This window comes from Niveibacterium sp. 24ML (assembly GCF_026586805.1).
GTDB lineage: Bacteria > Pseudomonadota > Gammaproteobacteria > Burkholderiales > Rhodocyclaceae > Niveibacterium.
Map to the genome: position 1 here is coordinate 38,043 of NZ_JAPFHA010000027.1, position 24,670 is coordinate 62,712.

Sequence of the window (24,670 nt, forward strand, 5' to 3'; positions counted from 1 at the left end):
GCTTTATTGCTCAATGAACATTACGTGGATATTCTGTGTACATGAATCCCAAGGAGGTGCAGCTATGACCATGCACATCAATCTCTCGCCCGAGATGGAGACCTTCATCAAGGGCAAGGTCGCGGGCGGCTTCTATGGCAACGCGACCGAAGTGATCCGCGACGCGCTGCGCCGCATGCAGGCCGAAGAAGTCCGCGTGCAGGCTTGGCGTGCGGCCATCAAGAAGGGCGACGACGAGCTCGACCGTGGGGAGGGCATCGCGTACACGTCCAAGGCCCTGAACGACATCACCGAAGCTGCGTTAGGCGACATGCACAGCGGGAAGCCGATGGACCCTGATGTCCTCCCCTGAACGTAGCCGGAAGCTGGTCCTCTCGCCACGGGCGCGGCAGGACTTCATCGACATCCTGCGCTACACGGGCGAGACGTGGGGCCAAGGCCAGCTTCACACCTACCGGGACAAGATCAATGACGCCTTGCAGCTCATCGGACGCAATCCAACCATGGGACATCGTTCGCCAGAGCTTCCCGACACGCATCGCCTCTACCTGGTGGGCTCGCACGTCATCGTTTACCGTGACCAAGAGACCTCCGTCGCAGTGGTGCGGATACTTCACCAGCGCATGAGCTTGGCCAGGCACGTCTAACCATCCAAAAACACGACATGAGGAGCGACAACAGCGGGGGCCATCCCCGCTGTTGTCATCAGGGCACATGGACTACGAACAACTACCAAGGGCAGCGCTGATCCGGCTCCTGCAAGAACACGATACCTCGCTGAGCGAAGCCGGCAAGAACGGCATCGTCATGTCGTACACCGGGCGCACCGCGCCCTGGCAGATCATTCGTCAGGTCAAGCCGAAGCTGAACAAGATCGTCAAGAAGCTCTCGGTCGGTGATGAGGCGGATCAGTCGCTCAACGAGATCTGGGACGGCGAGAACCTCTCGGCCATGGTCACGTTGTACAAGTACCGCGGCCAGATTGACCTGATCGTCGCGGATCCGCCCTACAACACCGGCACGGACTTCCGCTACAACGACAAGTGGGACAAGGACCCCAACGACCCCGACCTCGGCGAGCTCGTGCCGAAGGAGGATGGGTCACGACACAGCAAGTGGCTCAAGTTCATGACGCCGCGCCTGTGGATGATGCGGGAGATGCTGAAGGCCGGCGGGGTGATGGCGATCTGCATCGATCACCGGGAGCTCTACCGGCTCGGCATGCTGATGGACGAGATATTCGGCGAAGACAACCGCCTGGCCATCATCAACTGGCAGAAGACCACCCCGAAGAACCAAGCGCAGCACATCACGATCACGACCGAATACGTGCTCGTCTACGCGAAGTCATTAGAACGGGCAAAGACAGGAACGGTCGAACGCTCGGCGCTCGCCGATGCCAGGTTCGGCAACATCGATCAGGACACACTGAGCGACTGGAAGCAGGGCGACTTGACCGGCAAGGGTCCAAGTCCGGGTGCCAACTACGCCATCCAGTCACCGTTCACCGGCACCTTCCATGATCCGGGCGAGCGCCATTGGGCGAACAAGCGAGCCCAGATCAAAGCCTGGGCGGAAGAGTGGGGTGTCGAGTATGAAGACCGCGATATCGGCGATGGTCGCGGCAAGGCGCTGGCCCTCAAGGGCTGGGGCAAGGCCAAGACCGAAGCCCAGATGCGAACACTGCTCAACGCATCCCGCAAGAAGGCCGAGGCCCGACTGAAGCAAGGCGCCTGGCCAGTTCTGTACTGGGGCAACGACGGGCAGCAAAAGCCCGTCAAGAAGGTCTACAAGACCTTGGTCAGGCAGGGCGCTGTCCCGCAATCTTTCTGGGTCGCGGATGAAGATGGGCCCGCCGATCTTGAAGCGGTCTCGTGGCTGCGCAACATGAGCGGCCGGTCACGCGATGGCATCGAGGAACTCGACGCCATCGTCGGCAAGGGGCACGGCTTCGAGACCGTGAAGCCCCTGAAGCTCATCAAGAAGATCATCCAGATTTGGTGCAAGCCGGATGGCATCGTGCTGGACCCCTTCGCCGGATCGGGGACCACAGGGCACGCCGTGCTTGAACTGAACGAGGAGACCGAGGCGACACGGCGCTTCATCCTCATCGAGCAAGGCAACACCGACAAGGGCGACCACTACGCCAAGACCTTGACCGCTGAGCGCGTGAAGCGCGTCATCACCGGCCAATGGGCAGAAGGTGAACGGGAGGGTCTGCCGGGAGGCTTCCGCTTCGTGGAGCTGCGTCGCGAGAAGATCGACGCGGACGCGGTGAACACACTCGCTCGTGAGGAGATGATCGACCTGCTGCTGACCAGCTATTGGGACAAGTCGGAACGGGCGAAGAGCTACCTTCGCCGCTTGCCGGCCGGTACGCACCGACACCTGTTCGGCGTCAACACGAAGAACGAAGGTTTCTTCTTGATCTGGGATGCACCCGACCAACCTTCATCACTGACACGGGATGCCTTCCGCCGGGTGGTGGAAGAGGCGGCAGCGGCCGGCCTGGCCCCGCGTTATCACGTCTATGCGTCGCTTGCCCCCTACACGGGCTCCGGCATCGAGTTCTACAAGATCCCCGACTCGGTTCTCGAACACATCGGCTTCAACCCGCGCGCTGATGCCTACAACAACGAAGGCGCCGAGGACTGAGCATGCTTGATCTGAAGTCTTTCCAATCCGAGGCGGCCAAGTCCATCTCGGACCGCTACGCCTTCTTCGCGAACCACCCCGATAGGCCACGCAAGGGCATCAAGCCGCGGCCGTTCTTCCAGGCCCTCTCGGCGCTCACGGGTGCGGGCAAGACCCCGATCCTCGCCGAGGCAGTCGCACGGATGCGGGTGCACTTCAGCGGCGATCCCATCATCTTCTGGATGTCCAAAGCCAAGTCGGTGGTTGGCCAGACCTACACCAACTTTTCGGCGGGCGGCAAGTACAGCGGGATCGTTGACGGCTTCCGGGTCATCAACGCGGCGCAACTGAATCCCGTGCTGATCGAAGATGCCAGCACGCCCCTCCTCGTGCTGGCCACGACGGGACTGTTCAACAACAAGGACCAGGCCGCGGGCGCCCTCAACATCTACAAGCGGGACGAAGACCTCTTCGGCAAGGAATCCCCCTGGGAAAGGCTCATTGTCCGCACGAAAGACGGGAAGCGCCGACCGCTCATCATCGTTTACGACGAAGGCCACAACCTTTCTGAGCAACAGGTCGAAATCCTGTCGGAGCTGGAGCCTGACGCCTACCTTCTGGCATCGGCCACCCTGAAGCTGCCGGACAGCTTCAACCAGACCGTCATCCAGCACATCCGCCTGTGGGTGCAAGACGCAGCCAGCGACAAGGCCAGCTTTGCAGCCCTCGGCGCGGTGGACCCGAATACGGGCAAGCCGGATGTGCAGCGGTTCACCACCACGTCGGTGCCAAGCGACAAGGTGGTAGATGCCGAGCTGGTGAAGCGTGCCGTCCAATTCGACGGCACGACGGCACCGATGGAGCGTTGCCTCGATGATCTGCATGCGCGCCTAGCCCTCTTGCAAGAAGAGATCGACGCGCGGGGCCTAGGGTTCACGCCCAAGGCGATCTACGTCTGTAAGACCAACATCGCCGACGACGGCGAGAAGGACGATGCCTCGAAGCCCTTCAACCAGCGCAAGGCGCCGCCCATCAGGATTTGGCGCTACCTGGTTGAACAGAAGGGCGTGGACCCGAAGGACATCGCGATTTATGCGAACCTGACTTTCGTCGAGGGCAACAAGCCCGAAGAGGTCAACCTGTTCTCGAAGGGCGAGAACGACTTTGACGAGTTCACGGCGGGCAGTTTCCAACACATCATCTTCAACCTGGCTCTGCAAGAGGGGTGGGACGATCCCGCCTGCTACCTGGCCTATGTGGACAAGAGCATGGGCTCTTCGATCCAGGTGGAGCAGGTCATCGGGCGCGTCTTGCGTCAGCACGGGGCCAAGCACTACGACACACCGCTTCTGAACTCGGCCCACTTCTTCCTGCGGGTCGATAGCGAGAACGTCTTCTCGGACGCCATCAACGCGGTCAAGAACAAGCTGCAGGCCGACGGTACCCCCATCGAGATCGTCGGCAACTTCGGCGGCAGCGGCTCGGGGTCGGAAGACCTCAAGCCCAAGGATGACGTGGATGTCGAGCTCCACTGCATCAACGTGGACGCCGAAGCTGCGTGCGAGCACGTGGCAGAGATCATCAGCGCCTTCCCAACCTACGTGACGGGCAGCCCCGACACCATCGGCCAGGCGCACAGCGCGACACAGACGATCGACCTGACGGCGCTCGACCAGCAAGGAGGGCAACCGTCGTGGACGGCTTCAGGCCACACCAACCCGGTTCGCCTGCGGTGGCTGGTGTCAACAGCCCTTCGCGCCCGATCAACACGGGCACTCGCCGTAACGGACCTCAAGGACAGCAAGTTTGATGTCCTGGTCCAGATTCAGAGCAACGCCGACAAGCAGGCCGAGAAGCTGTCCCGCGAGATCGTGGCTTGCTACTTCCAGCATGCTGAGCTCGTCTATGAAACCCTGAAGCCCTTCAGGTTCGGGACCATCCGCGTGCCAGTCGGCGCGCCATCGTTCAAGAATTCGCTGTACTCCCGATACGCCGGGCTCAACAAGCTGGAAAAGCCCTTTGCGGATGAGCTGGACGCGGCGGGGTTCACATGGCATCGCAACCCGAGCAGCGGGGGATTTCATATCCCACTGCTGAGCGAAGGTGACACCAGTGCCTTCTATCCGGACTTCATCGTCTGGAAGGGCAACCTGGTCTATTGCCTAGACACTAAGGGGTCACATCTTTTGACCGACGCGGTGGCCCGCAAGCTCTTCGACATCCAGGACGACGGCAAGACCAAAGTGCTGGTTCGGTTCATCAGCGAAGGCAAGCAGTCCGAGCTTCGGGGCAAGGCGATCAAGGGCGGATACACTGTGTGGAAAATGAAGGTCGGCAACCCGACCCCGGTTCACGTGGATAGCTTGGCAAAAGCCGTCAAGGAATGTTTGAGGTAACTGTGTTGGGCGCCCAAGGGAGAGCCACGTCGCTTACAGCCCCTGGCTGCGCCGTATGGCTTTAGTCGTTCAAACGGTCGATTAAACGACTGAACGCCGGCGCGTGCAGCCGACTCCTGAAAACCGCTCAGATTGGGCGGTTTTTCTTTTGTCGAAGAGTCGGTTTTCTTGTCGTTTGAACTAAGTCGGCCTAACATGTTAGTGTTTTCATTAAACGACTCCGGGGGCCGCATGCTGAGGATCCGAAGCGAGACGGGTGACATCGAGGCGTCGCCCGAAGATGAGGCCCGCGTAAAGGCGTTGAGCAACGTCGCCTTGTGCCGCGCGCTGAACACGACCAGCGGCGAGGATCTGTTCCTCGTGGCAGAAGGTCTATCCCGACTGGACGATGGCCAGGTGAGTTACTCGGAGCGCTTTGGCTGGATGGCGCGACAACCCGAACCCCGAGGAGTACGCAATGACTGAGCAAGTGATCTTTGATGTGTCCTTCGACGGCATCGATACCGACGCCAAGACAGTCACCTTCACCACGGTGGAGGGCGGCCAGATCGTGCGCCGCTACGACGCCGGTCCGTACTGGAGGAAGGTTGGGGATGTGGGCGTGCTGTACCTGGACGAGCAGGGGGCGGACTTCCGCTTTCACGCCTATCCCGACAATCGGCTGCGCCGGGTGCCCGCCCAGGACGAACCGGCCGATGGCCTATGGTGCTGGCGCCTGGAAGGCGAGGACGATGTGACTTACAGCATCAAGGCGGGCGTCATCCCAGGGAAGGACTGCAGCGTCATCGTTGATGACTCCGAGGTGATCTCGTTCAAGGTGCCGCGCGAGTTTCTTGACTTTTGCCAGACGCACGAGCTGAGCCCCGACGCCTTCCTGCAGGGCTTCATTGCTGACCTCTGCGAATTGCAGAACTTCATGGTGCGCCCACGCGAAGACGGGCTGAGCTCACATGGCAGCGACGAGCGCGCGCTCGCCAATGAGTGGTTCGAGCGCGCCTACGGACATTTGCTGACCCGTTGAGCATGCGCATCGGATACGGTCGCGTATCGACCGACGATCAGCACCTGGACCTGCAGCGGGATGCGCTGCAGGCGGCCGGCTGCGAAGTGATCTACGAAGAGGCTGCCAGTGGCAAGACGACCAAGCGCCCGGAGTTGGAGCAGTGCCTCAAGGCGCTGCGGGCAGGCGACAGTCTGGTGGTCTGGCGCCTCGATCGGCTCGGGCGGAACCTGGCCGACCTTGTGCACATCGTCACCGAGCTGAAGAACCGTGGCGTGGGCTTTGAGAGCCTCACTGAGCGCATCGAGACGATTAGTGCGGCCGGCACCCTGGTCTTTCACGTCTTTGGCGCGCTCGCCGAGTTCGAGCGCGCCCTCATTCGGGAACGCACCCGCGCCGGCCTGGCCGCCGCCCGCGCGCGCGGCCGAAAGGGCGGGCGCAAGCCCTTGGCGCCCGAGAAGATCGCAGCGATTCGCGCGATGTGGGCGAGCAAGAGCATGACTGCGGACCAGATCGCCGCGCAGCTCGGCGTGCATCGGGCCACGGTCTTCAAGTACGTCGAAGCAAGGGAGGCGTAGCCATGCTGCTGCGATGGGAGTCCGAAGCGTCCGGGCGCTACTACTTGGTGCACATTCAGGAGGACTTGTTTGGTGAGCTCACGCTGCGACGGGTGTGGGGCGGGGGGCTGCACGGGCGCCGGGGAGGGGAGCGGATCGAATGCCTGAGCGCGGACACGCTCGATCGGCGACTGCGTGCCATCGATCGCGTGCGCCGGCATCGCGGCTATCTGCCACGCGCGGTTGCATAGGATGAACCTGGTCTATCGCGCCGCGTTGCCGGCGCTCCTTTCGATCCTCGTCGCCGGCAGCGCCGGTGCGCAAACCGTCCTTGTCGGCCGCGTCGTGGGCGTTCACGACGGCGACACCATTACGGTCCTCTCGGCTGACCAGGTGCAGCACAAGATCCGCCTGGCGGGGATCGATGCCCCCGAACTGGGTCAGCCGTGGGGACAGAACGCCCGACGAACCCTCTCGGGCCTGGTCTTTGGGCAACAGGTCGAAGTCCTTACGAGCAAGCGCGACCGCTATCAGCGTGAAGTCGGCAAGGTGCTCCGGGCGGGCAAGGACATCAATCTGGCGGTGCTCGATGCCGGCATGGCCTGGTGGTATCGCGAGTACGCGAAGGAGCAAGCCCCCAGCGACCGAGCGGCGTATGCGCGAGCCGAAGCGGATGCTGCCGGCGACCAGCGCGGGTTTTGGGCCGATCGCGACCCGGTGCCACCGTGGGAGTGGCGACGTGCGAAGCGCCGTGAATCGACCGAGCCAAGGTGACTGTATAAAATGCCAGCATGCAAGTTGCAGTCGTTCAGCTCTTCGCACACGGCGTCCAGTGCGATCGGAGCGCCGTCAAAGCCGAGCCCGCGATCGAGGGCGAGCTCACGCTCGAACCGCGTGGGCGCTCGCTTGTGGCCACGCTCAAGCGCAGCAGCGTTGGCGCCGGGAGTTACGGATCCATGGCGCTCGACGCACTGATGCCGCTGCTCGACCCGGTTCTCACCGGCATGAACGCGACGAGCTTCGTGATCGAGGGCATCCAGCGCCGGCATGACGAGGCTGGCAAGCTGCGCGAAGAGCGCCAGGCTTGGTGGTGCCGTCCCCTGGCGCCAGGGACTTGCGGGGATCGGGGGTGACATGAAGATTGCAGGCCGTTACGGTCGCTTCAAGCCCAAGGCTCACCAGTCGGACTTTTATGCCAAGCGTGCAAAGCGCGAGGCCCAAGCGCGCCGCGAGGCGGCCGGCTCGCTCAACGCATGGCTGGAGCGCCACAAGACCTGCGCGAATGGATGTGGGCAGCCCGTTGCGTTCTACGACAACATTCACTACGCGCTGCGGTACAGCGGATGCTGTTCGGCCCAGTGCGAACTAGAGAGGGAAGAGCGCATGCGCGAGCTCTTGACGTACTGGGCGGTGGGTGTGGATGGCGCCCGCATCGTTGGGGGGAGTAACTTCACCGCGGCCACGATGGATGAAGTATTCCTGAGCCCGACCACCAAGCTCGCTGGCTGGAAGAAGCACGCGATGCTTGATTCGAGCGAGCTGGCGCAAGCGTTTGCCGATGCATTGACAGATGTCATCGCGAAACGCCAGGGCGTGCCGGTAAAGCTTCGCGTGGTCGAGATGCAGGTGGGCGGCTCGTCTAAGGCGCATGAGGCGCAGCGCACAGTGATCGCAGCCCATTCGGCCGAGGTCCGCGAACGTCTGAAGCGTGGCGAATTTGCCCCGAACAAGCGCGTGCTTGATCTTCAGGGTCCATAGCGCAGCCTCTCGCACCCAGGCGAGACGAGCAACGGGATCGGCGAGCACGGGATGCCTTAAAGTATCTGGGCCGCACAGCCAGCCACCGGCCTCTCAGCAGCGCATCACAACGTCATCAACCTTCACTTGTAGGTCACTCGATGCCTTCAACCTTCGCGCATTCAAACCACTTCTCAAGCAATGCCATCGAGAGCGTTCTGCGCTTGCAAAAATTCGCTGCACGACAGTTTCCGAAGGCCGCCAAAGAAATGACCGAGACGGTTCGGCTGATGCGCTCTGCGGAGAAGTTCAATCTTCCTGACGATGGCGTGCTTCTGGATCTGAAGTCATACCGGCCAGAGTTTGAGCCAATGTTGAGACTGCCCTATCCGCTTGTAAGCCTGGAATTTGCAGTCAGAACGCCCCCAGAAGAAGGCTCACTTCCATCGACAAAGCGAATAGTCCTCGCTTGGATGCAAGGCGCTGATACCACTTTCAAGATGCAAGACGCTCCCGAGCGGACGATCTATTTCACTCAAGTATGGTTCGATGACGAGCAGGGCGAGTGGGAGCCATCGCCAGTGGTGTGGGGTTTCAACCCTACTGAACTCGACATTACAGACGGAAACTTCGCCGTTACCGGGTTCCATCACTTTCCGTGCCACCCTGAACCCTACGAACGATTTGATGATCGATCGCTGAGCCACGACTTGCAGAGCGCGGCCACGCCGCTTTTTGAGTTTTGTCTGACAGTCAATTGCGACAACATCGAGACAGAACCGCTCGTACCGCCAGAGAAGTTGAGTGCGAAGCGCAAGAAGAACGGCCGCGAGCCCTTCTACACCTACCATGTTCTCCGCATTCCGGCAGCACAGAGTGGCGAGGCTACACAAGAGGGGTCGTCGATTGGCGATCGAAACTCCCCAAGAGCGCATTGGCGCAGAGGCCACCTGCGGCGACTTTCAACGGGCAAGGTGGTCTGGGTGAGACACACCATTGTTGGATCGGCTGAACTCGGCCGAGTCGAGAAGTCGTATCTGCTGGAGAAGCAATAGGGGGTCTGCGGCGTGGCTGCGATCTATCTGGCTTGCAGCAGACTGGCTTACACCGGTTTCATTCAATCGGTGGCCACATCTGCGCGCCATGCAGGATGGCGAGGATTTCCACCCGCCCCTGGGGCTCGTTGATCCGATAGACCGCGATGAGCGGCGTTCGCGCAATGACCAGCTCTCGCGTGCCTTCGATCCGTCCGGGCCGCCCGAGCGCAGGAGTGGCCGCCAGTTGCGCGACCTGCAGGGCAACCTGCTCGCCAATGCGGATGGCCGCCGCAGGGCTTTGCGCAGCGATGTAATCAAGTTGGGAGTCGCGCTGATCAACAGCACGAGCAAGCCAGACAAGCCTCAATGGGCATCTCCGCTGCGCACGGCCTCGTCCAACGCCTCTCGCCTTGAGCGCCAGCGCGCTTGGGCGGCCTCATCCGAGACCCACTGCGCTGCCGGATCGTTAGCCTCCGCGATCGCGGCATTGACCTGGTCGCGGAACCACTGATCATGCGAGGCCGCATCGAAGGCGCCCCGCATGCGCGCAGCGGCATCCGGGCGCGCCCGCGCACTGGTGAGGGAGTGAGGGTCATAGCCTTCGGCGTTCACCTGGTAGCGAACGACGCCAAGCCCCTTGAGGTAGGCCACCACGGTCTCGAAGCGGCGAAACATCCGCACACTGCCACGGCGTGCCGAGAGCGTGCACTCGCTGGTGCCGTACTTCACAACGATCCCCCAGCCCCCAGGGAATCCAACAACTTCGGCGCTGCGCAGCGCGCCCGATTCGATCACGTGCGAGAGCGTGGCGTGATCAATCGTGTTTGTGGTGTTCGCCATGGTGCAGTCCGGTGCGTTGTTGCGAGAATCAATGCACGGTAGCCGATTACTCATTAAGTGGCAATTACCATCCGCACATCACGGGAGGCCGTTGGCCAGGGGCTGTGTCAGCCGTGGGCGAGAAAGGGCTGTCCGCAGTCGTTGCACGTGAGGTTCAAGCCTGGCCGCCCCCACACGGCGTTCGGCCGGCACACCTTTCCATCCGTGTCCTCACGGCATTCGCACACGTACTTGACCCGATTGCTCTTGCCTGCGGCCGAGGCCTGCGCGACGAGCGCTCGCACCCCCGGCACGGCCAGCACCTCACCGCCGTTGAGTGACTGTATCGACGGGGTAGGGCTCACTTGGGAGGGGGCGCCCAGGGCGCCAGGCAGCGACATCGACGCGCTGTAGCAGGACTGCCCGACCCGCACGGCATCGGGCGATGGGAAGCGGTCGTACCAGGAGATCTGGAAGTCGCGCGTGAGCAGCAGCTCGCACGCCTGGAGAAAGCGGCCGCCCGCGATCGGGTAGTCGGCCATCTTGTCGCCCGTGCGCTTGCCGCCCGGCTGGCCCGTGTCCGAAGGCATGAGGCCGATGGCCTCCATCTTCGCAGCCCATTCTTCGTTGTGGTAACGATTGCGCCCCGGCTTGCCGTGGTGCGCTTGCCAGGCGTGACACATCTCATGGACGAGGGTCTGCATCACCTCGACCACCGGCACCACACCGAAGTACGCCGGGTTCAGGGCGATCTCGTCCGACTCGGCGCCTGCGCGGTTGCCAAAGCGCGCCCGCGAGAAGTACCCGCACGTCGCCTTTTCTCTCTGCAGGGTGATCAGGCAGTCGGGCAGCCTGCCGTCAAACAGTTCCGCGTTGAACGTCTCGTAGGCGAGCTGCAGCTCGCTGTAGGTTTCCGAGGTCGGCTTCATCGGCGCATTCCGCTCAAAGTGTACTGTGCAATACAAGCAATCCGTGCCCGCATTGTATTGCGCAAAACAATCAGCAGCCAACAAGCATATTGACTCAGCAGGCGATCGGCATATCGCTTCACAGGCGGCGAGATGCCGCGAGCATTGTTCGTGACGGAATGCGCCGCACCTTGTGCGATGTCATTGACATGGTGCGGCGCGAAAGCAGAATGAGGCCTTGCGGAACGAACAGCACTTCCGCCCTGCAGACGGGCGCGGAAGCGGTGTGCCATCCCTCCGATGCACGCGCCGCAAAGGGAGCTCCGCGCGCCGTTTAACGCTACTTCTTGGCCTTGGCTGTTGAGGTGGTCTTGTTTGTAGCACTCGGCTTCGAGGTTGCAACCGCCCCAACGATGCTTGGGAATTGGCTGTCCATGAACGCAAAGAAGCCAGGTCCTTCTCGTTCTAGCGCGCAGTACCGATATTCGGCCGCAGAGCCAGATCCCTCTTTAGTGAGCCTAATCCCAACTGTCGCACCACGTAGAGTGCCGTCCGTATAGGTCATGTCCGTTGAATCCCAGAGGTCGTACATGACCCCTGGCGTTACAGTGTGGCGATAGTTGTCCGCCAGCCATAAGCCCTTGCGCTGTTTGTCCTCTGGGGTGTCGAAACCGATGGCTCGCATTGCTCGGACATATGCAGTGTCGACATCAGACGGACCAACGACGACGCCCTTCTTGCAAATCTCCTTGAGCTCAGCCTGCCCAGACTGGCTCTGTTGAGCCACTTGCGACGCCTGGGGCGAGGGTTTGAGCGGCGGCAGTACCTTGTTCGCGTAGTCTGCGAACGCCTTGTTCTGCTCTTCCAGGCTCGCGCAACTGCATAGCGCCAGACTGAGGAGCGTGATCGGCAACAAGTTCTTGGTCATGGTCGAGTCTCCCTGCAGTGCGCGTGCAATCAATAAACGATGGCCATCATCACCAGCATTAACGCGCAAGCGCCCAGCGCGTTACGCTTGAGCGTCATTGCGCTGCCGATGCCCCGGTGCATCCAGCCGCGATAGTGGGCCAACAGGCTCCAGGCCATCCAGAGTACGAAAAGTGTCATCAAGGTGCCCGCCACGACATAGCGGACCTCGCCCATACTCCGGCCGGAGCCGAATGCGAAGGCCTGATCCGCGCTCGCGAATACGGGCGCCTGTCCCATGCCATTGTGCAACCAATTCTGCCCGCCACCTTGTGGGGGATTGACCACCCCGCCACCGTTAGCGGGGGGAGGGGCGCCAACGCCCCAGTAGGCAGGCGGCGACCCACTCACCTGAAAGCCGCCGAACTGCTGCACATACGCGGTAATCGCTACCTTGTTGCCGTCCTTCGGCACGAAGGTGCCGCCGCTTTTGATCCAGTCTTTAAGGTTCCCCATGCCGACCAGGTGCGCCCCGGCGATCATTCCCGACTTGGTTAGGGTGACGCCATTGAGCGTCTTGCCTTCGTAGGCATCGAGCCCGTTGCTCTTGATGTACTGCTCGATCTTCTGGTGATAGGCCGTGATGGCGTTCACCTGCGCTTGGGGACTGGCGAGAAAGTCCTTCAGGCTCGTGATGCCGTCCTTGCCGGTCCAGCTCGCAGTCCAGGCGTTATCGGCGCCCTTGTAGTAACCGGCATCGTTGAGGGCGGCACCGCCCATCTGGAACAGCCCGGCATAGCCGTACTTGTTCACGATGTCTGGCCGATTGCCCGACTCGCGTTTGGCCAGCGCTTGCAGGAAGTCGCCGTAGGCCGCACCGGCTGCGATCGCAACCGTGGCGATGAGCGCAAGCAGCCAGGTCGGGGCGCGTCGAAGTCGCAAAGAAGTCATTGGCGCCCCCTCAGTTGCACTGGCCGACTTCGCGCACCAGGTCATACTCTCTGCCCACCATGCCCCAGACTGGCGAGCACCGCCCCCCCAGGGCGAGCGCAATGTCTCGCCAGCCCTGATGCCGCGTCTCCAGCAACTCGTACCCGCCGGCGCCGACGTTCAACACCTGAACCCAGCCATTGCCTTGCTTTGCAAAGACGTAGAGGGTGGCGCCGCTCATTCCGCTTATGCACGCGTTGCCGGCAACAACGATCACTTCGTCTGCGCGGTCGCCATTGAGATCAAGGAGCTGCACGCGCGAGCTCGCGGGCTCACCGCACACATCGTCACGCAGGGCGCCGCTCACGAGCTTGAGCGGGAGCTGGCTTGCGATCGCGATCGCATCGGGCGCCGCAAGGCGCTCTCGTGCGAACAGCGCACGGGCTACCGCCACCGCCTGATCGCCGCTGGGCGCGGCCGAGGCGCTCGCGCACGCCGTAGCGGCCAGTGCGCAAGCAAGAATGCGAATGGTCTTTACGCTCATGTCCTGACTCCCGATTACTTCGACAAGCGCGAAGTGTTGAGCTTGGCCAACAGATCACGCGGATCGGGCGCGCCATCGACACGCGAGCCGTCCGCGAAGAACAAGGTGGGCGTGCCGTTGATGCCGCGCGCGCGCGCCCAATCAATGACCGCATCGATGCTGGTCGCGCAGCCGCCAGCGCCGGTCGCTTCGCCACGCGTCATCAGGCGCGTCCAGGCTGCAGCCCGATCGGGCGCACACCAGGCGGCTTCGGCGGCCGGGCGCGAGGAGGTGGTCGGAATCGGGAAGGCGTAGATCGTCACGTCGGTCTGGGCATCAAGGAACTTGTGAACCTTCTGGCAATAGACACACTCCGGGTCTTCAAACAGGGCTACGACGCGCGAACCCTTGCCACGCACGATCTTGATTGCGTGCTCCAGGGGGAGCGAGGAGAAGCGCACGGCACGAATCTCGTCCATTCGTGCCTGCGTGAAATCCTTGCGCGAAGCCAGATCCACCAGGTGCCCCTCAACCATCGCGTACCGCCCCGTCTCATCGACGTACATCAGCTCAGTGCCAACACGCACCTCAAACAGCGACTCGACGGCGGTTGCACGCACCTCATCAGGTGCAATGACGCCGCCGGTGGCGCGCATCACGCCGGCCTTGATCGCGGCGAAGTCAGCGGCAAAAGCCGGTGGCACCGCGAGCAGGGCGGCGTATGCTATCCGCATTGTGCAAGCGGAGCCGAGGCGCCTGCAAGCCTTTGTCGCACCCTGTGCGATTGATGCAAATTGACTGTTCATTGGGTGGCCTCTGTTGGGTGAGGTGTTGCAATAGGTTGAATTGCAGCCGCATGGGCTGCTATGGTGTGAGTGTGCAAGGCGCGCGATCCAGAGCGCGCCCAGGCCGCAGCAATGCGATGCCGACCTTCTCCGCGACCCCGATGCGGTCGCCACCCTGAATCCGCTTGAGCTTGACCCGAACCGCGTCGCGGATCGCCGAGCCTGAGCGTCGGCTCAATGCACTGCCAGGCGCGCCCGACGGCGCCCCGGTGAGATGGAGGCATCACATGGATACCGCTCTGAGAGTCCTTGTTTTTTCCAGCAAACTGCTTTGGATGATTGTTGTCGCACTTGCGAAGATCGCCGTGGGTTTGATCTCGATAGCCATCCCAGTGGCGCTTGCGGTTGCCGAAGAGGCCGAAGAGGTTGAACGGCTGAATGAAGCCGCTCGCCCAGGGCTGGGCACTCCGGGCATCGCCCTTGATGGACGTCGATGCCGGCTCTTTGAGGACTAGCATCACAGTAACGGAGCAGGCGTGATTGCGTGAGCTCACCGCTTGCCCCCGCCGCCCCGTTTCAAACTGAGAAGCCCAGTCGGAGATCCCGATTGGCGTAAAGATCCGGCACCTTCATTGGTCAACTGCGACAGGGATTGCCCAACTCGGAAACCCGCCCAAGTCATCATCCCTGTCCAGAGGGCTGGGAGAAAGATGTAGAGCGAAAGAATCACCATATCCAGAATCACCCGCTTCGCCAGATCCCCATCCGCGACCGTGGTGAGCTGCTTGAGGGTCAGCACGAAGCGTCCCATGAGGTAGTCCGAGCTCGGGTAGAGCGCTGCAATGAGGTGCTCATCCAGCCAATCCACGCCGAACCAGAGCACCGTCCAGAACTTCACGCTGAAGATGCCCAGGGCGCCGATGATCAGCGCTTCGAGCTCGAAGCGCGCCAGAATCAAGTAGAGCCCCATCATCGCGTACATGCCCATGAGCAAGAGGGGCTGGATGAACTTCAAACCAGGCACCACGACGCCCATCACGAACCAGTTGATGGCGTAAGCGATGCTGGCGGTCACCCAATTGACCGTGTTGCGAGTGCCACCGGCAATTGCATCGCCCACGCCCATCGGCGTGGCCTTGGCCGCTGGCCCCTCGTTGGTGAGCACCGAGCGGGCGACCACATCCTCAGCCTTGGTGTCGTTGAAGGCAAAGACCGACTTCAGACGCGTCACCAGATCCACGCCGTTGAGCTTGGCGTCTCGGAGCAGCTTGTCGTGAATGCCAATCTTCGAGGCAGTCCACCAGGTGTGGCAGGATGGCCGGGCAAACAAGGGCGGATCAGGTTCGCCGGCCACGTCCGCAGCCGATGCGTCGCCTCCATTGAACGGCCAGCCCGGAATCTCGGCCGCTGCGTAGATCGCGGGGTAGAGCGTGATGTCATCGAGAAAGGCATGCGAGCCGATCCACTCGGTGTCTTCCACGCCGTGCGTCTTGATGGCGGCCGCTGCAACCGGCGAGGGCTCAGCGGACATGAACTTCGTGCGCGCCGGGATATAGCACTCGTTGTAGAAGCGGATCGCCTCCGCGCGTAGCGCCGGATCCGCAATCGCAACAAGACCTGACTGCTGCTGCAACTCGCGCAGGCCGGTCAAACCGCTACCGATCCCCGCCATGGCCGCCTGGTTGATGCCAGAGGAGAGCTTCATCACCGCGTACCACCAGAAGGGCACATCGGCCGACTGCTTCTTCAGGGCGCCGAAACTCTGGCCAAAGGTGTCGCCGCTATTGGAGCCGTCCGCAGTGGGAGGGTTGGGGTCCGCCACCGTTGCCGTCGGGGTGTACTGCGTGGTCGCGGGCGACACGGGCGTGAGCGGGCAGGGCAGGCCTGCGAAGATGATCACCAGCAAGGCCAAGTAAACCTTGTTCTCCATCTCGCGCACACAACGTGCAGCCGCGCCCTGCTCGCCGCCTGCGACATACGCATCGCGCCAGGCGGTCACGAGCATCGCAATGAAGGGAATGAACACGATGCCGGTGGAGGTCACAATGTCCCAGAGGATGTTGTACCAAGTCCAACCGATCGCGGTGGTCCAAATCTCAAGAGGGGTATCTGCAAGCATTTGGGCACCAGCCTTTACTCGAAGAGGGTGAAGGGCAGTCCCGCCACCAAGGTGGCGTCGAGGGCCAACAAGAAGGTCGCGATGCGCCAGCGGGCATCGACCAGCGGCTCGCGGAATGCGAGCGGCACGAGCTCGCGCCGACACAACCAATCGACCAAGTCGTTCCAGTAGAAGCGGGCGGTGAGCCAGATCACGCCGGCCCAGAACAGCGCAGCCCATGGGCGTGCCTGGCGGGCAAAGCGCGCCAGCTCAGTGACCCCCTGCATCCCGAAGGCAGCGGCCACCAGTACCAGCAGCGCGGAGGCCGCGAGCAGCGCGAGCACGAGGCCGATGCTCAGTACGAGCAGGCGTTTCCAGCCGCGAGCGGTCTTTCCGGTATCAGACATACGGTCCTCGTGCTTGGGTGGCGTCATCAGGGGGCTGCACGGCCATTGACGAGCGGATGCGCGTCGGGGGTGGCGGACGGGGCGACGGCCGCTGAGCTGGTCTGCTGCGCGCGATAGGCCTCAACGATCGCACCGGCCGTGGTCGACACGATGTCGCGACGAATGCGGATGTCTTCTGAAGTCGAGGCGATCAGTTTGTTCAGGGCTTCGAGCTTCTCCTTGATGGTGGGTGCCGCATGACTGGAAGCCACCTCAGGAACACCCGAAACGCCGGCCATCATGAGGTCGCGCACGAGAAGCGCCTTGTCCAGCACGCGGCTCTGGGCGATCTCCATCGCCAAACGCGTCACCATGGCGCCACGATCCGAGACAGGCATCGCGCGCAGCGCATCCACGAGCTCGCGGCTGACGGCGACGCCCGGCGCGTTGGCCGCCGCCAAGTCCGCCTGCGCAGGAACGCCGGTTCCGTTGGCCAACTGGCTCATTTGCGTGAGGGCGAGACTGAACTCGCTCTCAAGCCGGGGCAGGAGCCCCGTTCCCGCGATGGCTCCTTTGGCCGGGCAGTTAACTTGGGAGCAGGTTGCGATATCCTGGTCTCCGAGTACCACCAGAGCCCAGTCAGCAGCTGCGGCCGCAGTTGGAAATGCCCTTGTCAGACGATAGTTCTGCGGATTAGCCACTTGGGCCGCTGGAGGTGTCGCGACCGGTCGGTTCATGGTGATTTGGAAACCTGCTGCGACTGAATCTCGGACCGGCTTGACTGCCGCTTGGCCTTTGCCACCGGCCTTCACACCGGCAACCCAACCCATGCCATCTTCACCGTCCTTGTTCTCAACCGCCTTCTTCGCCTGAACCGCGTCCGCCGTCTGCGTGGTCTGCATCTTCCAGTCCTGAGACTTGGCCGCGTTGATGTAGTCCTCGTAGGGATCGCCCCCGTTGCGAATGGACTGCTCCATCTGCTCGCAGGACTTGAGGGCGATGTCGAAAGTCTTCTCGGCCTTGTAGAGATAGGTCTGCAGCATCTCGTAGAGGCCTGGCTGGGCGCGCTGCACGATATACATCGGCAGTGCTGCGATCCCCGCCTGCACCGCATTGGTCAGTTGGGTGCCCCACTGTTTGACGTTGTTCATCAGGTTCTGGATGGTGATCTGAGCGTCAAACTTGCCGCAGGAGTAGTTGAGCTTGGCCGCTCCACTCAGGCCGAGCTTCATCGAGAGCGTGCCCGGATTGGGCGCCCGCGAAGAAGACTCGGAACCGCCAATCTTGTAGTAGAGCAGCGAGTTCTTGTCGCGCGGCGCACGCGGCGCAGCCTGTGCGGTATTGGCGATGAGCGTGCTGCCGATGAGCACGGCAGCGATCGTGCGCCGGGCCGTCATGAAGGTGTGGTGTTCGGTCATGGAATCGCTTCCCCTGTGTCAGTCGCCGAAAGAGCCAATGAAGATCTGCCCGGACTTCTGGCAGCACCGATAAGGGCGCCACAGCGCCCACACATAACCGGACTCGGCCGAAGTCTTGTTGTCCCCGAAGGCGCTGAGGTTGACCGCGTCGTTGTCGCCAAAGACCACGCAACTGCCGACCTTCGGGTACTGCATCTGCCACATGCCAGTCGAACCCTTGCGCTCTTCGAGCTCGGGGGGCAACCACACGCGCTTGTTGTTGCTCGTCGTAGTGCTGTTCTTGCCCACTGCCGTATAGACGTGCGCTTGGCCTGAGCGCGTCACGATGTCCCCGACGCGCTGCGCGAGCAGCGCGGAGTTCTTCACGTCATGCTGCTGAACCAGCCAGCCCGTGCGCGGGTAGAGATTTCCCCAGGTGTTGGTGGGCCAGTTGCCCACCTCGCGCAAGCCGGGTATCCAGGACGCGAAGTTGAGCGCTTCCAGGCCTACGAAATTGCGCCAGGCCAGCCCATCGAGCGGCGTGAGCATGTAGGGCCGGAAGGCCTGCACCGCAGGCTGAGGGCAGAGGATCGGCAGGGAGGACAGCCACCCATTACTGGCCGCCGAGGGGTGCCCGATCGCATCGGCATCGCGAAAGCGCGTGTTCTTGTCGACACGCGTCTCGCGCGAGCGCGTGCCGGCGGTATCGAGCGAGCCTACGAGCTTCTCGGCGACCGACATGGCACCTTCCTCGACCGTGCGGCCGTAGTCCTTCCAGGGGTGATCCTTGACGTTGTGGAAGGTCGAGACAGCCAGGTCCGGGGCGTAGTGGCGCACCTTGACGCTGGTCTTGACGCTGCACTTGAAAAGCGCGCACTTGATCCAGAAGCAGGCGCCCACCGGGGTCCACTTGGTGCAGCTACTCATGCCCGAGATGCTCGCGCTCATCAGCTCGGTGGTGGTCGTTTGCCCCTGCGCGTGGGGGCTGAGCAGCGCCAGCGCGCCACTCAGGGACAAGAGCGCCAGTGCTCGCGTCAGTGCGCTCATGGCCGTGTCCTCTCTTGTCCATCCTGCGCGATGCGCCGGCGCCAACGCTCGATCGAAACGGCTGTGCGCGTCTCGCCGAAGTCGACGTAGCGCTGGTCGATCACCGTTGCGGGCACGCGGTCGATGCCGTACTGCAGGGCAAGCCCGACGCCCACGCCCGCCGCAAGGACAGCGTTCTGCAACTGCACCCCCCCAGCGCGGATGCGCTGCTCGGCGATCGCCGCGGCGCGCTCCGGGTCGCCCGGCAAGCCATCGGAGAGCGTTGCCTCAATCTGGGCGAGTCGGTCGAGCTGGTAGACCTGCGCGAGCGCCGGCGCATGCACCGGGATGCTCGATAGCGTGAACACCTCAATGCGCTGGGGCTCAGCCGCGTGCGCAGCAGCGGCGCCGAGACAGAGCGCGAGAGTGAGCACCACTTGATGCGCGCTCACAGGATCACCCGCGACTTGTCGAGGCGGTCGGCAATCTCGTAGACCGCTTCGAGCTCGGTGCAGCTACGCTCGCGCATGATCTTCGCCCGATCGGCCTTCTCGTCCTTTTCGGTCTGGGCCAGCGCCAGGGCCAGCGAGGGCGGCACGTTGCGCACCAGGCATTCGACCTGATCGCTCAAGACCACGCCTTCGGTAAATGCCCCCATCTGCTTCTTGGCCGACAAGAGCAGATCGCGCGTTTCCTTGCTGATCGTGCGAAAGCGGCTGAGTTGCTCAACTTCCTCGTTGGGCATCACCAGGAGCATCCACCACTCCATCATGTTGAGCATGCGCTTGGCGGTGTCGGGGAAGTCCTGCATGTTCTGGGTCGCGAGCCACAGCCACACACCGAGCTTTCGCCACATCTTCGAGATCTTCACGATGTAGGGCGAGAGCATCGGGTTAGTGGTCACGATGTGCGCCTCGTCGGTGAGGACCACCGTCGCGCGCTTCTCGTACTGGCGCGCTTCGGCCAGCGCGTTCGCGTAGTTGATCAGCGAGATGTAGGCGATCGTGAGCTGATCCTCGTAGCCCTCGCGGGCGAGGATGCCGAAGTCCACAATCGTCACATCCGCATCCGGCCAGCCTTGGCCAGCGCGGTTGAAGAACCGCCCGGCGATGCCGTCGCAGAAGAGGCGCATCGCATCGCTCATTTCCGAGACGCGGCCCCGACGCACTTCCGGGAGCTCGGGGTCGCGCGCAATGTCGGCAAGCGCTTCGACCACATCTTCGGTGAGCATCATCGGCTTGCCGACATCGCGCGCCTTGCGTGCGGCCGCCTTGATCGCGCGGCGAATCAGCCCTTGATCTGCCCGCGTGAGCTTGGCCGCTTCGCGCGGATCGCCCCCGGTGATCATGATTCGCGCGGCAATCTCCATCTCGCCCAGGATGTCGCGTTTCTCATCGAGCACGGAGGCGTCGGTCTCTTCGGCCGCTTCAGGCTCGTCGTCCGAGAGCGGGGCGGGCGACTCGTCCAGTTCGTCAAAGGGCAGTTCGGTGAGCTCAGGGCGCACCGCATCCAGGAGCTTGTAGGCGTCGGCAAAGGGCGGCAGCGACACGTCCGAGTCGGGGTTGAGCACCACGTGATTGACGGTGAGCCCCAGGCTTGCGCAGTGCTGCCCCAGCAGGCCAAAGGAGTTGCCGGCGTCGGCGATGATGAAGCGCGGCCGGTGCACTGCGAGGGTCGAGATCGTCAGCGAGTTGCAGGTCGCCGACTTGCCCGCGCCGGTTGGGCCGAGCAGCAGCAGGTGAGCGTTCTTCTTGCGATCGGCCCGGTGCAGCGGATCCATCATCACCGGCTCGCCGCCGCGATTGAAGAACCACCAGGCCGGGCGCCCGGTGCCGCGTGCGCGGCCGTAGAGTGGCAGCAGGGCCGCCAGGTGAGACGAGAAGAGAAATCGGCTGCGCAGCGATTCCTTCTGATCGAGCACCGGGTCAAAAGCCATCGGCAAGCCCCGGATCCAGGAGTCGACCGCCAAGAGGTCGGCCTGGCGATCGATGAACTTCAGATCCGCCGGCAAGAGCACCGCATTGGCCGAGTTCACCCGGCGCCGCAGATCCTCTTCGGAGCTGCCGCGCAGGTAGAGGTTGATCACGGTTGGCAGCACCTTGTCGCCGCGCGCAATGCGCCGCGAGACCTTGATCGCCTGTTCCTTGGCGAGCTGCGCATCGGCCGAGTCACCCACCGAGGCGCGTTTGATCTTGTCGATGTGATCGCGCACCTTGTCCTGCGCGCGAAAGCTGATCGAGATCGAGAGGATTGCCCCCTCCGGGAGCTTGTCGAAGAGCGCATACAAGCGCCCATCCTTGAAACTGCGCTCGGCAGTCAGGTGCCCGCTGACCGGGGGCTGGCGCAATGCCTGCAGCGTGAGCACCTGGTGCGGCATGCCGTCGAACCACCACAGGCCCCGCTCGGCATCCGAGCGGGGCATCGACATGAAGAGCTGCTCGCAGAAGTCATAACCGAACGGCGCATCCGGCCCTTCGCCCGGATAGGGCATCACCTGCAGCAGATCCGTGCCTTCAGGCAGGGCAGGGGCGGGATTGAACCAGGGCACGAGCCATTCGTAGAGGTGCTTGCGATCCTGGCGGATCGTGCGCACGCCCGCTTGGGCGAGCGCGCCCTCGAAACGGTCGGTGATGTTGTCCAGTTGTTCGGCCGCCGTGAGCCCGCCGTCTTCGTTGAAGTCGTACCCGGACGGGTAGCGCCGGTAGATACACACCCGCGTGCGCCGCAGCTTCGCGCAGAAGCGGTTGCCCGACACTTCGTTGTCGGTGAAGAGCCCTTCGCGCCGCGCCACGATCTGCAAGTGCTTGCGCATGCGCGCAAGGTAATCCTGCGTGAAGGCCGTCGCCCGAATCTCCGGGTCGATGTAGGCCTCCAGGTGGGCGACCGCTGCATCAATGCCCGGATCGTCCTGCACGAAGATCTGCATCACCCAGTCGCCTTTCTCCACTTCCGGGAAGGCGCCGTTGAGCACCGTCTGCAGGGCATCGGCCTGGCGCTTGAGAAACTCCTTTGAACGCCCCTCTGTCGCAGTCGGGATGAGCTCGTAAAGCGCGGCAAGCGAAACCCCGTCTTCGAGCACGAAGACCTTTTTCTCGGGCAGGTAGTCCATCCAGGGCAGATGGTCGATCAGTGAGACCGGCCGCTGTCCCATCGTGTGCCGCTGCACGCGCGAGACCGGCTGGTGCTGATAGGGATGCTGTGCTTCGTCCTCGCCATCGAGGGCCGGGGCGGTTTTCTCGGGCGCGGACGAGGCGCTGGCGAGCACGCGCTTGAGGGTCGCGAGCATCCTCACTCCCCCAAGCGCGCACGGCTGGGCGGCACTTCGCCCGGCATCGCGTACTCAACGCGTTCATACATCGGGAACACCGTCACATAGCCGGGCACCGGCGCCCCCGAGGCGCCCAGGTGCGGCGGGACGTACATCACCAGATCGGGATTGGGCAGGCGCGCAAAGCGCTGCGTGAGCACCGCGGATTCTTCGCGGGCGTAGCCCGCCGTGCTCGCGCCCACCGCCGCGTCAAGGTAGAGCGGGGCGGCCGGGGCGGCACTGCGCTTGGGCTGCGCAGCGTCCGTCGCAGCAGGGGCCGCGCTACCGGCCGCGCCGCCGCTTGCCGGGGCCGGGCCCGGCGAGGGCAGCGTGGTGCCCAACTGGTGCGCGCGGTAGATCTCCAGCATCGTCGGGCCGGTCTTCGGAATCACTTCCTCGCTGGTGGTCGCGCAGGCAACCATGGCCAAGGCGAGCGGCAGGACCGTGAAGCGTTTTGCTAGGACGTACAGGGGGTGCATGAATCTCTCCTCGAATCGGGGTAGGCGCTGCAGCGATCGGCCGATCAGGCGGAGCCGCAGCCCGCCGGACAACAGCCCAAGGGGATGCCGTGGCTGCAGTAGCCGTGCTCGGCGTTCCAGTCCTGCTCAGCCTCGCGCGATGCGCGCGTCTCGTAGCCGAACTCACGGGCGATCGCGAGTGCGGCCTCGCGGTGGCGCGCTTCGAGCTGGGCGAGGCCGGTATCGATCGCACTGCTGAGCAGTTCCACATAGAGCCCGTCCGAGCAGGCGCAGCGCGCACCGGCGTAGAGCGCCCAGCGCTCGCACGCGCTGCGCCATTGGGTCGCATCGAACGGGCTCAGGGTGATCGGCTGGGCGGTCGGGACGGGGTGGTGATGGGTGTGAGCGGTTTGCATGGTCGCGCTCCGGCTGATCAGTCAAGCCGCGCCGTGACGCGCGATTGCGCGGCGCGGGCGCGGCGGTAGTCGAGCTTGCGAGCGTCAGGCAGCTTGTCGAGCTCGATCGCGCGATCCATGTGCAGGGCCACGCGCACACCGGCCTGCACAAAGATCGCGTCAAAGGAATTGGCCATCCGAGCGGTGATCCAGTTACTGAGCTCATTGGCCGCGCCTGAGGCCGACTTGCCCAGGATGTACTTGCCCTGATCGCCGGTCACCGAGCTCGTGGCGCCCCCCGTGAGGGAGCTGGTGCTCGTGGTGGTCTGGGCCGCTGCAGCCGCTTCTGCGGCAATCCCAAGGGTCTGGATGCCGACTTGGGTGGTGATCCAGGCGGGCGCATTAGTGATCTTCGAGCCGCCGATGCAGGGCACGCCGCGATCGTCGGAGAGCCAGGCGATGCGATCTTCCGAGACACCCGTGCTGCTGCCAGCACTGTTCGAGCGCCGGTTCGAGACGGTGCGGATGGTGCCGTCAGCAAAGAGGAAGGTGACCGATTCGACGTTGCCGTAGACGCAGGAGAGCGTCCAGTCGCCAATGGCCTTGCCCGAGACCACCATGCCCACCACTTCGTCGGGCACATCGAGGCCGTTGGCCGCGAGGTTCGGGCGACCGATCAGCGCCTTGAACGGCACCGGGTCGGTGACCTTGCCATTGACCGGCACGCGGCCGATCAATGCTGTCATCGTGGTGGATCCGATCAGCGTGGCGTTCTCTGGCACCGTGAACCAGGGCTCGGTTTCCGCGACGGGCGCGGCCGTGCTGGAGCGCTGGGCCGCGCCGGGCGCCGTCGCGCTACCTGCGTAGGCGCCGCTGCTGACGCCCGCGCCAGTCGGGGGCAGCGCATCGAGCGGGTCGGTGTAGGCCACTTGCGTAGGCGCAGCGTTGTTGCCGCTGCCCGGTGCGGGCGCCACGGTGCGCCCCATCGGTTCGACCCAGGTGGTGGCGGCCGGATGCGCCCAGGCGTTCGCCCCGCCGGCGGGGGCGCCGCCGCCCTCGTAACCGAATCCGCCCGGAATGCCGTTAGCGCCGGCAGCGTTGCCGCCTGCGCGCACGCCGCCCCCGGCCACGTCATAGCCCGCGAGGCGCGTCTCCATTTGCGTCAGGCGCGTGAGCACCCCGCCCATCGGGCCGCTCTCGGTACTGATCTGCTCGCCCACCTTGCGCGCCACTTCATCGACGGTCTGATTGCGATCGCGCAGCAGCCGCTCATTGCGCTCGCGCAGCTCGGTGTTCTCTTTGGAGACCTGCGCGAGCGAGATGTGCACTTGCTTGAGCTCGGAGGTGAGCGTGCGCAACGTGTCCTGCGGC

29 protein-coding genes are annotated in these 24,670 nt (G+C 63.5%); 13 read left to right on the top strand and 16 right to left on the bottom strand.

Translation table 11 applies throughout. The features are described 5' to 3' along the window. The first annotated feature begins 64 nt into the window (after window positions 1-64). The 12 genes from OPU71_RS18600 (at window position 65) to OPU71_RS18655 (ending at window position 9,379) form a co-directional block, all read left to right on the top strand. Complete coding sequence (locus OPU71_RS18600) at window positions 65-352, top strand: type II toxin-antitoxin system ParD family antitoxin (protein WP_267729565.1); 288 nt, start codon at window positions 65-67, stop codon at window positions 350-352. Further along, entirely contained in the window at window positions 339-647 is a 309-nt protein-coding gene (locus tag OPU71_RS18605) for a type II toxin-antitoxin system RelE/ParE family toxin (RefSeq protein ID WP_267729566.1), read from the top strand. The genes OPU71_RS18600 and OPU71_RS18605 overlap by 14 nt, the downstream gene beginning before the upstream one ends. 67 nt (window positions 648-714) lie before the next feature. Then, window positions 715-2,655 carry a site-specific DNA-methyltransferase gene (locus OPU71_RS18610; protein WP_267729567.1) on the top strand — a complete coding sequence of 647 codons (1,941 nt, stop codon included), beginning with the start codon at window positions 715-717 and terminating at the stop codon, window positions 2,653-2,655. A gap of 2 nt (window positions 2,656-2,657) precedes the next feature. Then, window positions 2,658-5,030 carry a DEAD/DEAH box helicase family protein gene (locus tag OPU71_RS18615; RefSeq protein WP_267729568.1) on the top strand — a complete coding sequence of 791 codons (2,373 nt, stop codon included), beginning with the start codon at window positions 2,658-2,660 and terminating at the stop codon, window positions 5,028-5,030. 231 nt (window positions 5,031-5,261) lie between these two features. Then, entirely contained in the window at window positions 5,262-5,495 is a 234-nt protein-coding gene (locus OPU71_RS18620) for a hypothetical protein (protein WP_267729569.1), read from the top strand. After that, window positions 5,488-6,051 (top strand): hypothetical protein, encoded by a 564-nt coding sequence (locus OPU71_RS18625; RefSeq protein WP_267729570.1) that lies wholly within the window; start codon window positions 5,488-5,490, stop codon window positions 6,049-6,051. The genes OPU71_RS18620 and OPU71_RS18625 overlap by 8 nt, the downstream gene beginning before the upstream one ends. A gap of 2 nt (window positions 6,052-6,053) precedes the next feature. Next, complete coding sequence (locus OPU71_RS18630; RefSeq protein WP_267729571.1) at window positions 6,054-6,608, top strand: recombinase family protein; 555 nt, start codon at window positions 6,054-6,056, stop codon at window positions 6,606-6,608. A gap of 2 nt (window positions 6,609-6,610) precedes the next feature. Continuing rightward, the gene (locus tag OPU71_RS18635) at window positions 6,611-6,838 is read left to right on the top strand and encodes a hypothetical protein (protein ID WP_267729572.1); all 228 of its coding nucleotides are present in this window, start codon (window positions 6,611-6,613) and stop codon (window positions 6,836-6,838) included. 1 nt (window position 6,839) lies between these two features. Beyond that, a complete protein-coding gene (locus OPU71_RS18640; RefSeq protein ID WP_267729573.1) occupies window positions 6,840-7,361 on the top strand; it encodes a thermonuclease family protein in 522 nt (173 codons plus the stop codon). 17 nt (window positions 7,362-7,378) lie between these two features. Continuing rightward, window positions 7,379-7,720 carry a hypothetical protein gene (locus OPU71_RS18645; protein ID WP_267729574.1) on the top strand — a complete coding sequence of 114 codons (342 nt, stop codon included), beginning with the start codon at window positions 7,379-7,381 and terminating at the stop codon, window positions 7,718-7,720. Between the two features lies 1 nt (window position 7,721). Further along, window positions 7,722-8,345 carry a hypothetical protein gene (locus OPU71_RS18650; RefSeq protein ID WP_267729575.1) on the top strand — a complete coding sequence of 208 codons (624 nt, stop codon included), beginning with the start codon at window positions 7,722-7,724 and terminating at the stop codon, window positions 8,343-8,345. Between the two features lie 140 nt (window positions 8,346-8,485). Next, entirely contained in the window at window positions 8,486-9,379 is an 894-nt protein-coding gene (locus OPU71_RS18655) for a hypothetical protein (RefSeq protein WP_267729576.1), read from the top strand. Between the two features lie 58 nt (window positions 9,380-9,437). On the opposite strand, the gene OPU71_RS18660 is transcribed toward OPU71_RS18655, so the two are convergent. The 7 genes from OPU71_RS18660 to OPU71_RS18690 form a co-directional block, all read right to left on the bottom strand. Beyond that, a complete protein-coding gene (locus OPU71_RS18660; protein WP_267729577.1) occupies window positions 9,438-9,728 on the bottom strand; it encodes a type II toxin-antitoxin system RelE/ParE family toxin in 291 nt (96 codons plus the stop codon). Continuing rightward, the gene (locus OPU71_RS18665; protein ID WP_267729578.1) at window positions 9,725-10,201 is read right to left on the bottom strand and encodes a hypothetical protein; all 477 of its coding nucleotides are present in this window, start codon (window positions 10,199-10,201) and stop codon (window positions 9,725-9,727) included. The genes OPU71_RS18660 and OPU71_RS18665 overlap by 4 nt, the downstream gene beginning before the upstream one ends. 107 nt (window positions 10,202-10,308) lie before the next feature. After that, window positions 10,309-11,109: a SprT-like domain-containing protein gene (locus OPU71_RS18670; RefSeq protein ID WP_267729579.1), complete on the bottom strand. Its 801-nt coding sequence runs from the start codon at window positions 11,107-11,109 to the stop codon at window positions 10,309-10,311. A gap of 319 nt (window positions 11,110-11,428) precedes the next feature. Beyond that, window positions 11,429-12,016 carry a hypothetical protein gene (locus tag OPU71_RS18675; RefSeq protein WP_267729580.1) on the bottom strand — a complete coding sequence of 196 codons (588 nt, stop codon included), beginning with the start codon at window positions 12,014-12,016 and terminating at the stop codon, window positions 11,429-11,431. Window positions 12,017-12,045: 29 nt separating this feature from the next. Further along, window positions 12,046-12,945, bottom strand: a complete 900-nt coding sequence (locus OPU71_RS18680) for a DUF3262 family protein (RefSeq protein WP_267729581.1) — start codon at window positions 12,943-12,945, stop codon at window positions 12,046-12,048. Window positions 12,946-12,955: 10 nt separating this feature from the next. Further along, window positions 12,956-13,468 (bottom strand): hypothetical protein, encoded by a 513-nt coding sequence (locus tag OPU71_RS18685; protein WP_267729582.1) that lies wholly within the window; start codon window positions 13,466-13,468, stop codon window positions 12,956-12,958. Window positions 13,469-13,482: 14 nt separating this feature from the next. Further along, on the bottom strand, window positions 13,483-14,181 hold the full coding sequence (locus OPU71_RS18690; RefSeq protein WP_267729583.1) for a DsbC family protein: 699 nt from the start codon (window positions 14,179-14,181) through the stop codon (window positions 13,483-13,485). A gap of 338 nt (window positions 14,182-14,519) precedes the next feature. Between OPU71_RS18690 and OPU71_RS18695 the strand changes: the two genes are divergently transcribed. Further along, window positions 14,520-14,747 (top strand): hypothetical protein, encoded by a 228-nt coding sequence (locus OPU71_RS18695; RefSeq protein WP_267729584.1) that lies wholly within the window; start codon window positions 14,520-14,522, stop codon window positions 14,745-14,747. Between the two features lie 35 nt (window positions 14,748-14,782). On the opposite strand, the gene OPU71_RS18700 is transcribed toward OPU71_RS18695, so the two are convergent. The 9 genes from OPU71_RS18700 to OPU71_RS18740 form a co-directional block, all read right to left on the bottom strand. Continuing rightward, window positions 14,783-16,351, bottom strand: coding sequence for a conjugal transfer protein TraG N-terminal domain-containing protein (locus OPU71_RS18700; protein WP_267729585.1), 1,569 nt, complete (start codon window positions 16,349-16,351; stop codon window positions 14,783-14,785). 14 nt (window positions 16,352-16,365) lie between these two features. After that, window positions 16,366-16,737: a hypothetical protein gene (locus tag OPU71_RS18705; protein ID WP_267729586.1), complete on the bottom strand. Its 372-nt coding sequence runs from the start codon at window positions 16,735-16,737 to the stop codon at window positions 16,366-16,368. Window positions 16,738-16,763: 26 nt separating this feature from the next. Further along, window positions 16,764-18,134: an integrating conjugative element protein gene (locus tag OPU71_RS18710; protein WP_267729587.1), complete on the bottom strand. Its 1,371-nt coding sequence runs from the start codon at window positions 18,132-18,134 to the stop codon at window positions 16,764-16,766. 18 nt (window positions 18,135-18,152) lie between these two features. Continuing rightward, entirely contained in the window at window positions 18,153-19,160 is a 1,008-nt protein-coding gene (locus OPU71_RS18715) for a TIGR03756 family integrating conjugative element protein (protein ID WP_267729588.1), read from the bottom strand. Further along, window positions 19,157-19,591 (bottom strand): TIGR03757 family integrating conjugative element protein, encoded by a 435-nt coding sequence (locus tag OPU71_RS18720; protein ID WP_267729589.1) that lies wholly within the window; start codon window positions 19,589-19,591, stop codon window positions 19,157-19,159. The genes OPU71_RS18715 and OPU71_RS18720 overlap by 4 nt, the downstream gene beginning before the upstream one ends. After that, on the bottom strand, window positions 19,588-22,425 hold the full coding sequence (locus tag OPU71_RS18725) for a conjugative transfer ATPase (protein ID WP_267729590.1): 2,838 nt from the start codon (window positions 22,423-22,425) through the stop codon (window positions 19,588-19,590). The genes OPU71_RS18720 and OPU71_RS18725 overlap by 4 nt, the downstream gene beginning before the upstream one ends. A gap of 2 nt (window positions 22,426-22,427) precedes the next feature. After that, complete coding sequence (locus OPU71_RS18730; protein WP_267729591.1) at window positions 22,428-22,925, bottom strand: TIGR03751 family conjugal transfer lipoprotein; 498 nt, start codon at window positions 22,923-22,925, stop codon at window positions 22,428-22,430. Between the two features lie 44 nt (window positions 22,926-22,969). Then, entirely contained in the window at window positions 22,970-23,320 is a 351-nt protein-coding gene (locus OPU71_RS18735; RefSeq protein WP_267729592.1) for a hypothetical protein, read from the bottom strand. Window positions 23,321-23,337: 17 nt separating this feature from the next. Next, the coding region (locus OPU71_RS18740; protein ID WP_267729593.1) for a TIGR03752 family integrating conjugative element protein at window positions 23,338-24,670 on the bottom strand (1,333 nt) is incomplete at its 5' end.

Coding starts and splice junctions, on each gene's coding strand:
- OPU71_RS18685 (WP_267729582.1), bottom strand. CDS start 13,468: ATGAGCGTAAAGACCATTCGCATTCTTGCTTGCGCACTGGCCGCTACG.
- OPU71_RS18715 (WP_267729588.1), bottom strand. CDS start 19,160: ATGAGCGCACTGACGCGAGCACTGGCGCTCTTGTCCCTGAGTGGCGCG.
- OPU71_RS18680 (WP_267729581.1), bottom strand. CDS start 12,945: ATGACTTCTTTGCGACTTCGACGCGCCCCGACCTGGCTGCTTGCGCTC.
- OPU71_RS18620 (WP_267729569.1), top strand. CDS start 5,262: ATGCTGAGGATCCGAAGCGAGACGGGTGACATCGAGGCGTCGCCCGAA.
- OPU71_RS18655 (WP_267729576.1), top strand. CDS start 8,486: ATGCCTTCAACCTTCGCGCATTCAAACCACTTCTCAAGCAATGCCATC.
- OPU71_RS18675 (WP_267729580.1), bottom strand. CDS start 12,016: ATGACCAAGAACTTGTTGCCGATCACGCTCCTCAGTCTGGCGCTATGC.
- OPU71_RS18710 (WP_267729587.1), bottom strand. CDS start 18,134: ATGACCGAACACCACACCTTCATGACGGCCCGGCGCACGATCGCTGCC.
- OPU71_RS18625 (WP_267729570.1), top strand. CDS start 5,488: ATGACTGAGCAAGTGATCTTTGATGTGTCCTTCGACGGCATCGATACC.
- OPU71_RS18645 (WP_267729574.1), top strand. CDS start 7,379: ATGCAAGTTGCAGTCGTTCAGCTCTTCGCACACGGCGTCCAGTGCGAT.
- OPU71_RS18730 (WP_267729591.1), bottom strand. CDS start 22,925: ATGCACCCCCTGTACGTCCTAGCAAAACGCTTCACGGTCCTGCCGCTC.
- OPU71_RS18650 (WP_267729575.1), top strand. CDS start 7,722: ATGAAGATTGCAGGCCGTTACGGTCGCTTCAAGCCCAAGGCTCACCAG.
- OPU71_RS18600 (WP_267729565.1), top strand. CDS start 65: ATGACCATGCACATCAATCTCTCGCCCGAGATGGAGACCTTCATCAAG.
- OPU71_RS18690 (WP_267729583.1), bottom strand. CDS start 14,181: ATGCGGATAGCATACGCCGCCCTGCTCGCGGTGCCACCGGCTTTTGCC.
- OPU71_RS18635 (WP_267729572.1), top strand. CDS start 6,611: ATGCTGCTGCGATGGGAGTCCGAAGCGTCCGGGCGCTACTACTTGGTG.
- OPU71_RS18735 (WP_267729592.1), bottom strand. CDS start 23,320: ATGCAAACCGCTCACACCCATCACCACCCCGTCCCGACCGCCCAGCCG.
- OPU71_RS18640 (WP_267729573.1), top strand. CDS start 6,840: ATGAACCTGGTCTATCGCGCCGCGTTGCCGGCGCTCCTTTCGATCCTC.
- OPU71_RS18610 (WP_267729567.1), top strand. CDS start 715: ATGGACTACGAACAACTACCAAGGGCAGCGCTGATCCGGCTCCTGCAA.
- OPU71_RS18665 (WP_267729578.1), bottom strand. CDS start 10,201: ATGGCGAACACCACAAACACGATTGATCACGCCACGCTCTCGCACGTG.
- OPU71_RS18725 (WP_267729590.1), bottom strand. CDS start 22,425: ATGCTCGCGACCCTCAAGCGCGTGCTCGCCAGCGCCTCGTCCGCGCCC.
- OPU71_RS18700 (WP_267729585.1), bottom strand. CDS start 16,351: ATGCTTGCAGATACCCCTCTTGAGATTTGGACCACCGCGATCGGTTGG.
- OPU71_RS18630 (WP_267729571.1), top strand. CDS start 6,054: ATGCGCATCGGATACGGTCGCGTATCGACCGACGATCAGCACCTGGAC.
- OPU71_RS18705 (WP_267729586.1), bottom strand. CDS start 16,737: ATGTCTGATACCGGAAAGACCGCTCGCGGCTGGAAACGCCTGCTCGTA.
- OPU71_RS18670 (WP_267729579.1), bottom strand. CDS start 11,109: ATGAAGCCGACCTCGGAAACCTACAGCGAGCTGCAGCTCGCCTACGAG.
- OPU71_RS18695 (WP_267729584.1), top strand. CDS start 14,520: ATGGATACCGCTCTGAGAGTCCTTGTTTTTTCCAGCAAACTGCTTTGG.
- OPU71_RS18605 (WP_267729566.1), top strand. CDS start 339: ATGTCCTCCCCTGAACGTAGCCGGAAGCTGGTCCTCTCGCCACGGGCG.
- OPU71_RS18615 (WP_267729568.1), top strand. CDS start 2,658: ATGCTTGATCTGAAGTCTTTCCAATCCGAGGCGGCCAAGTCCATCTCG.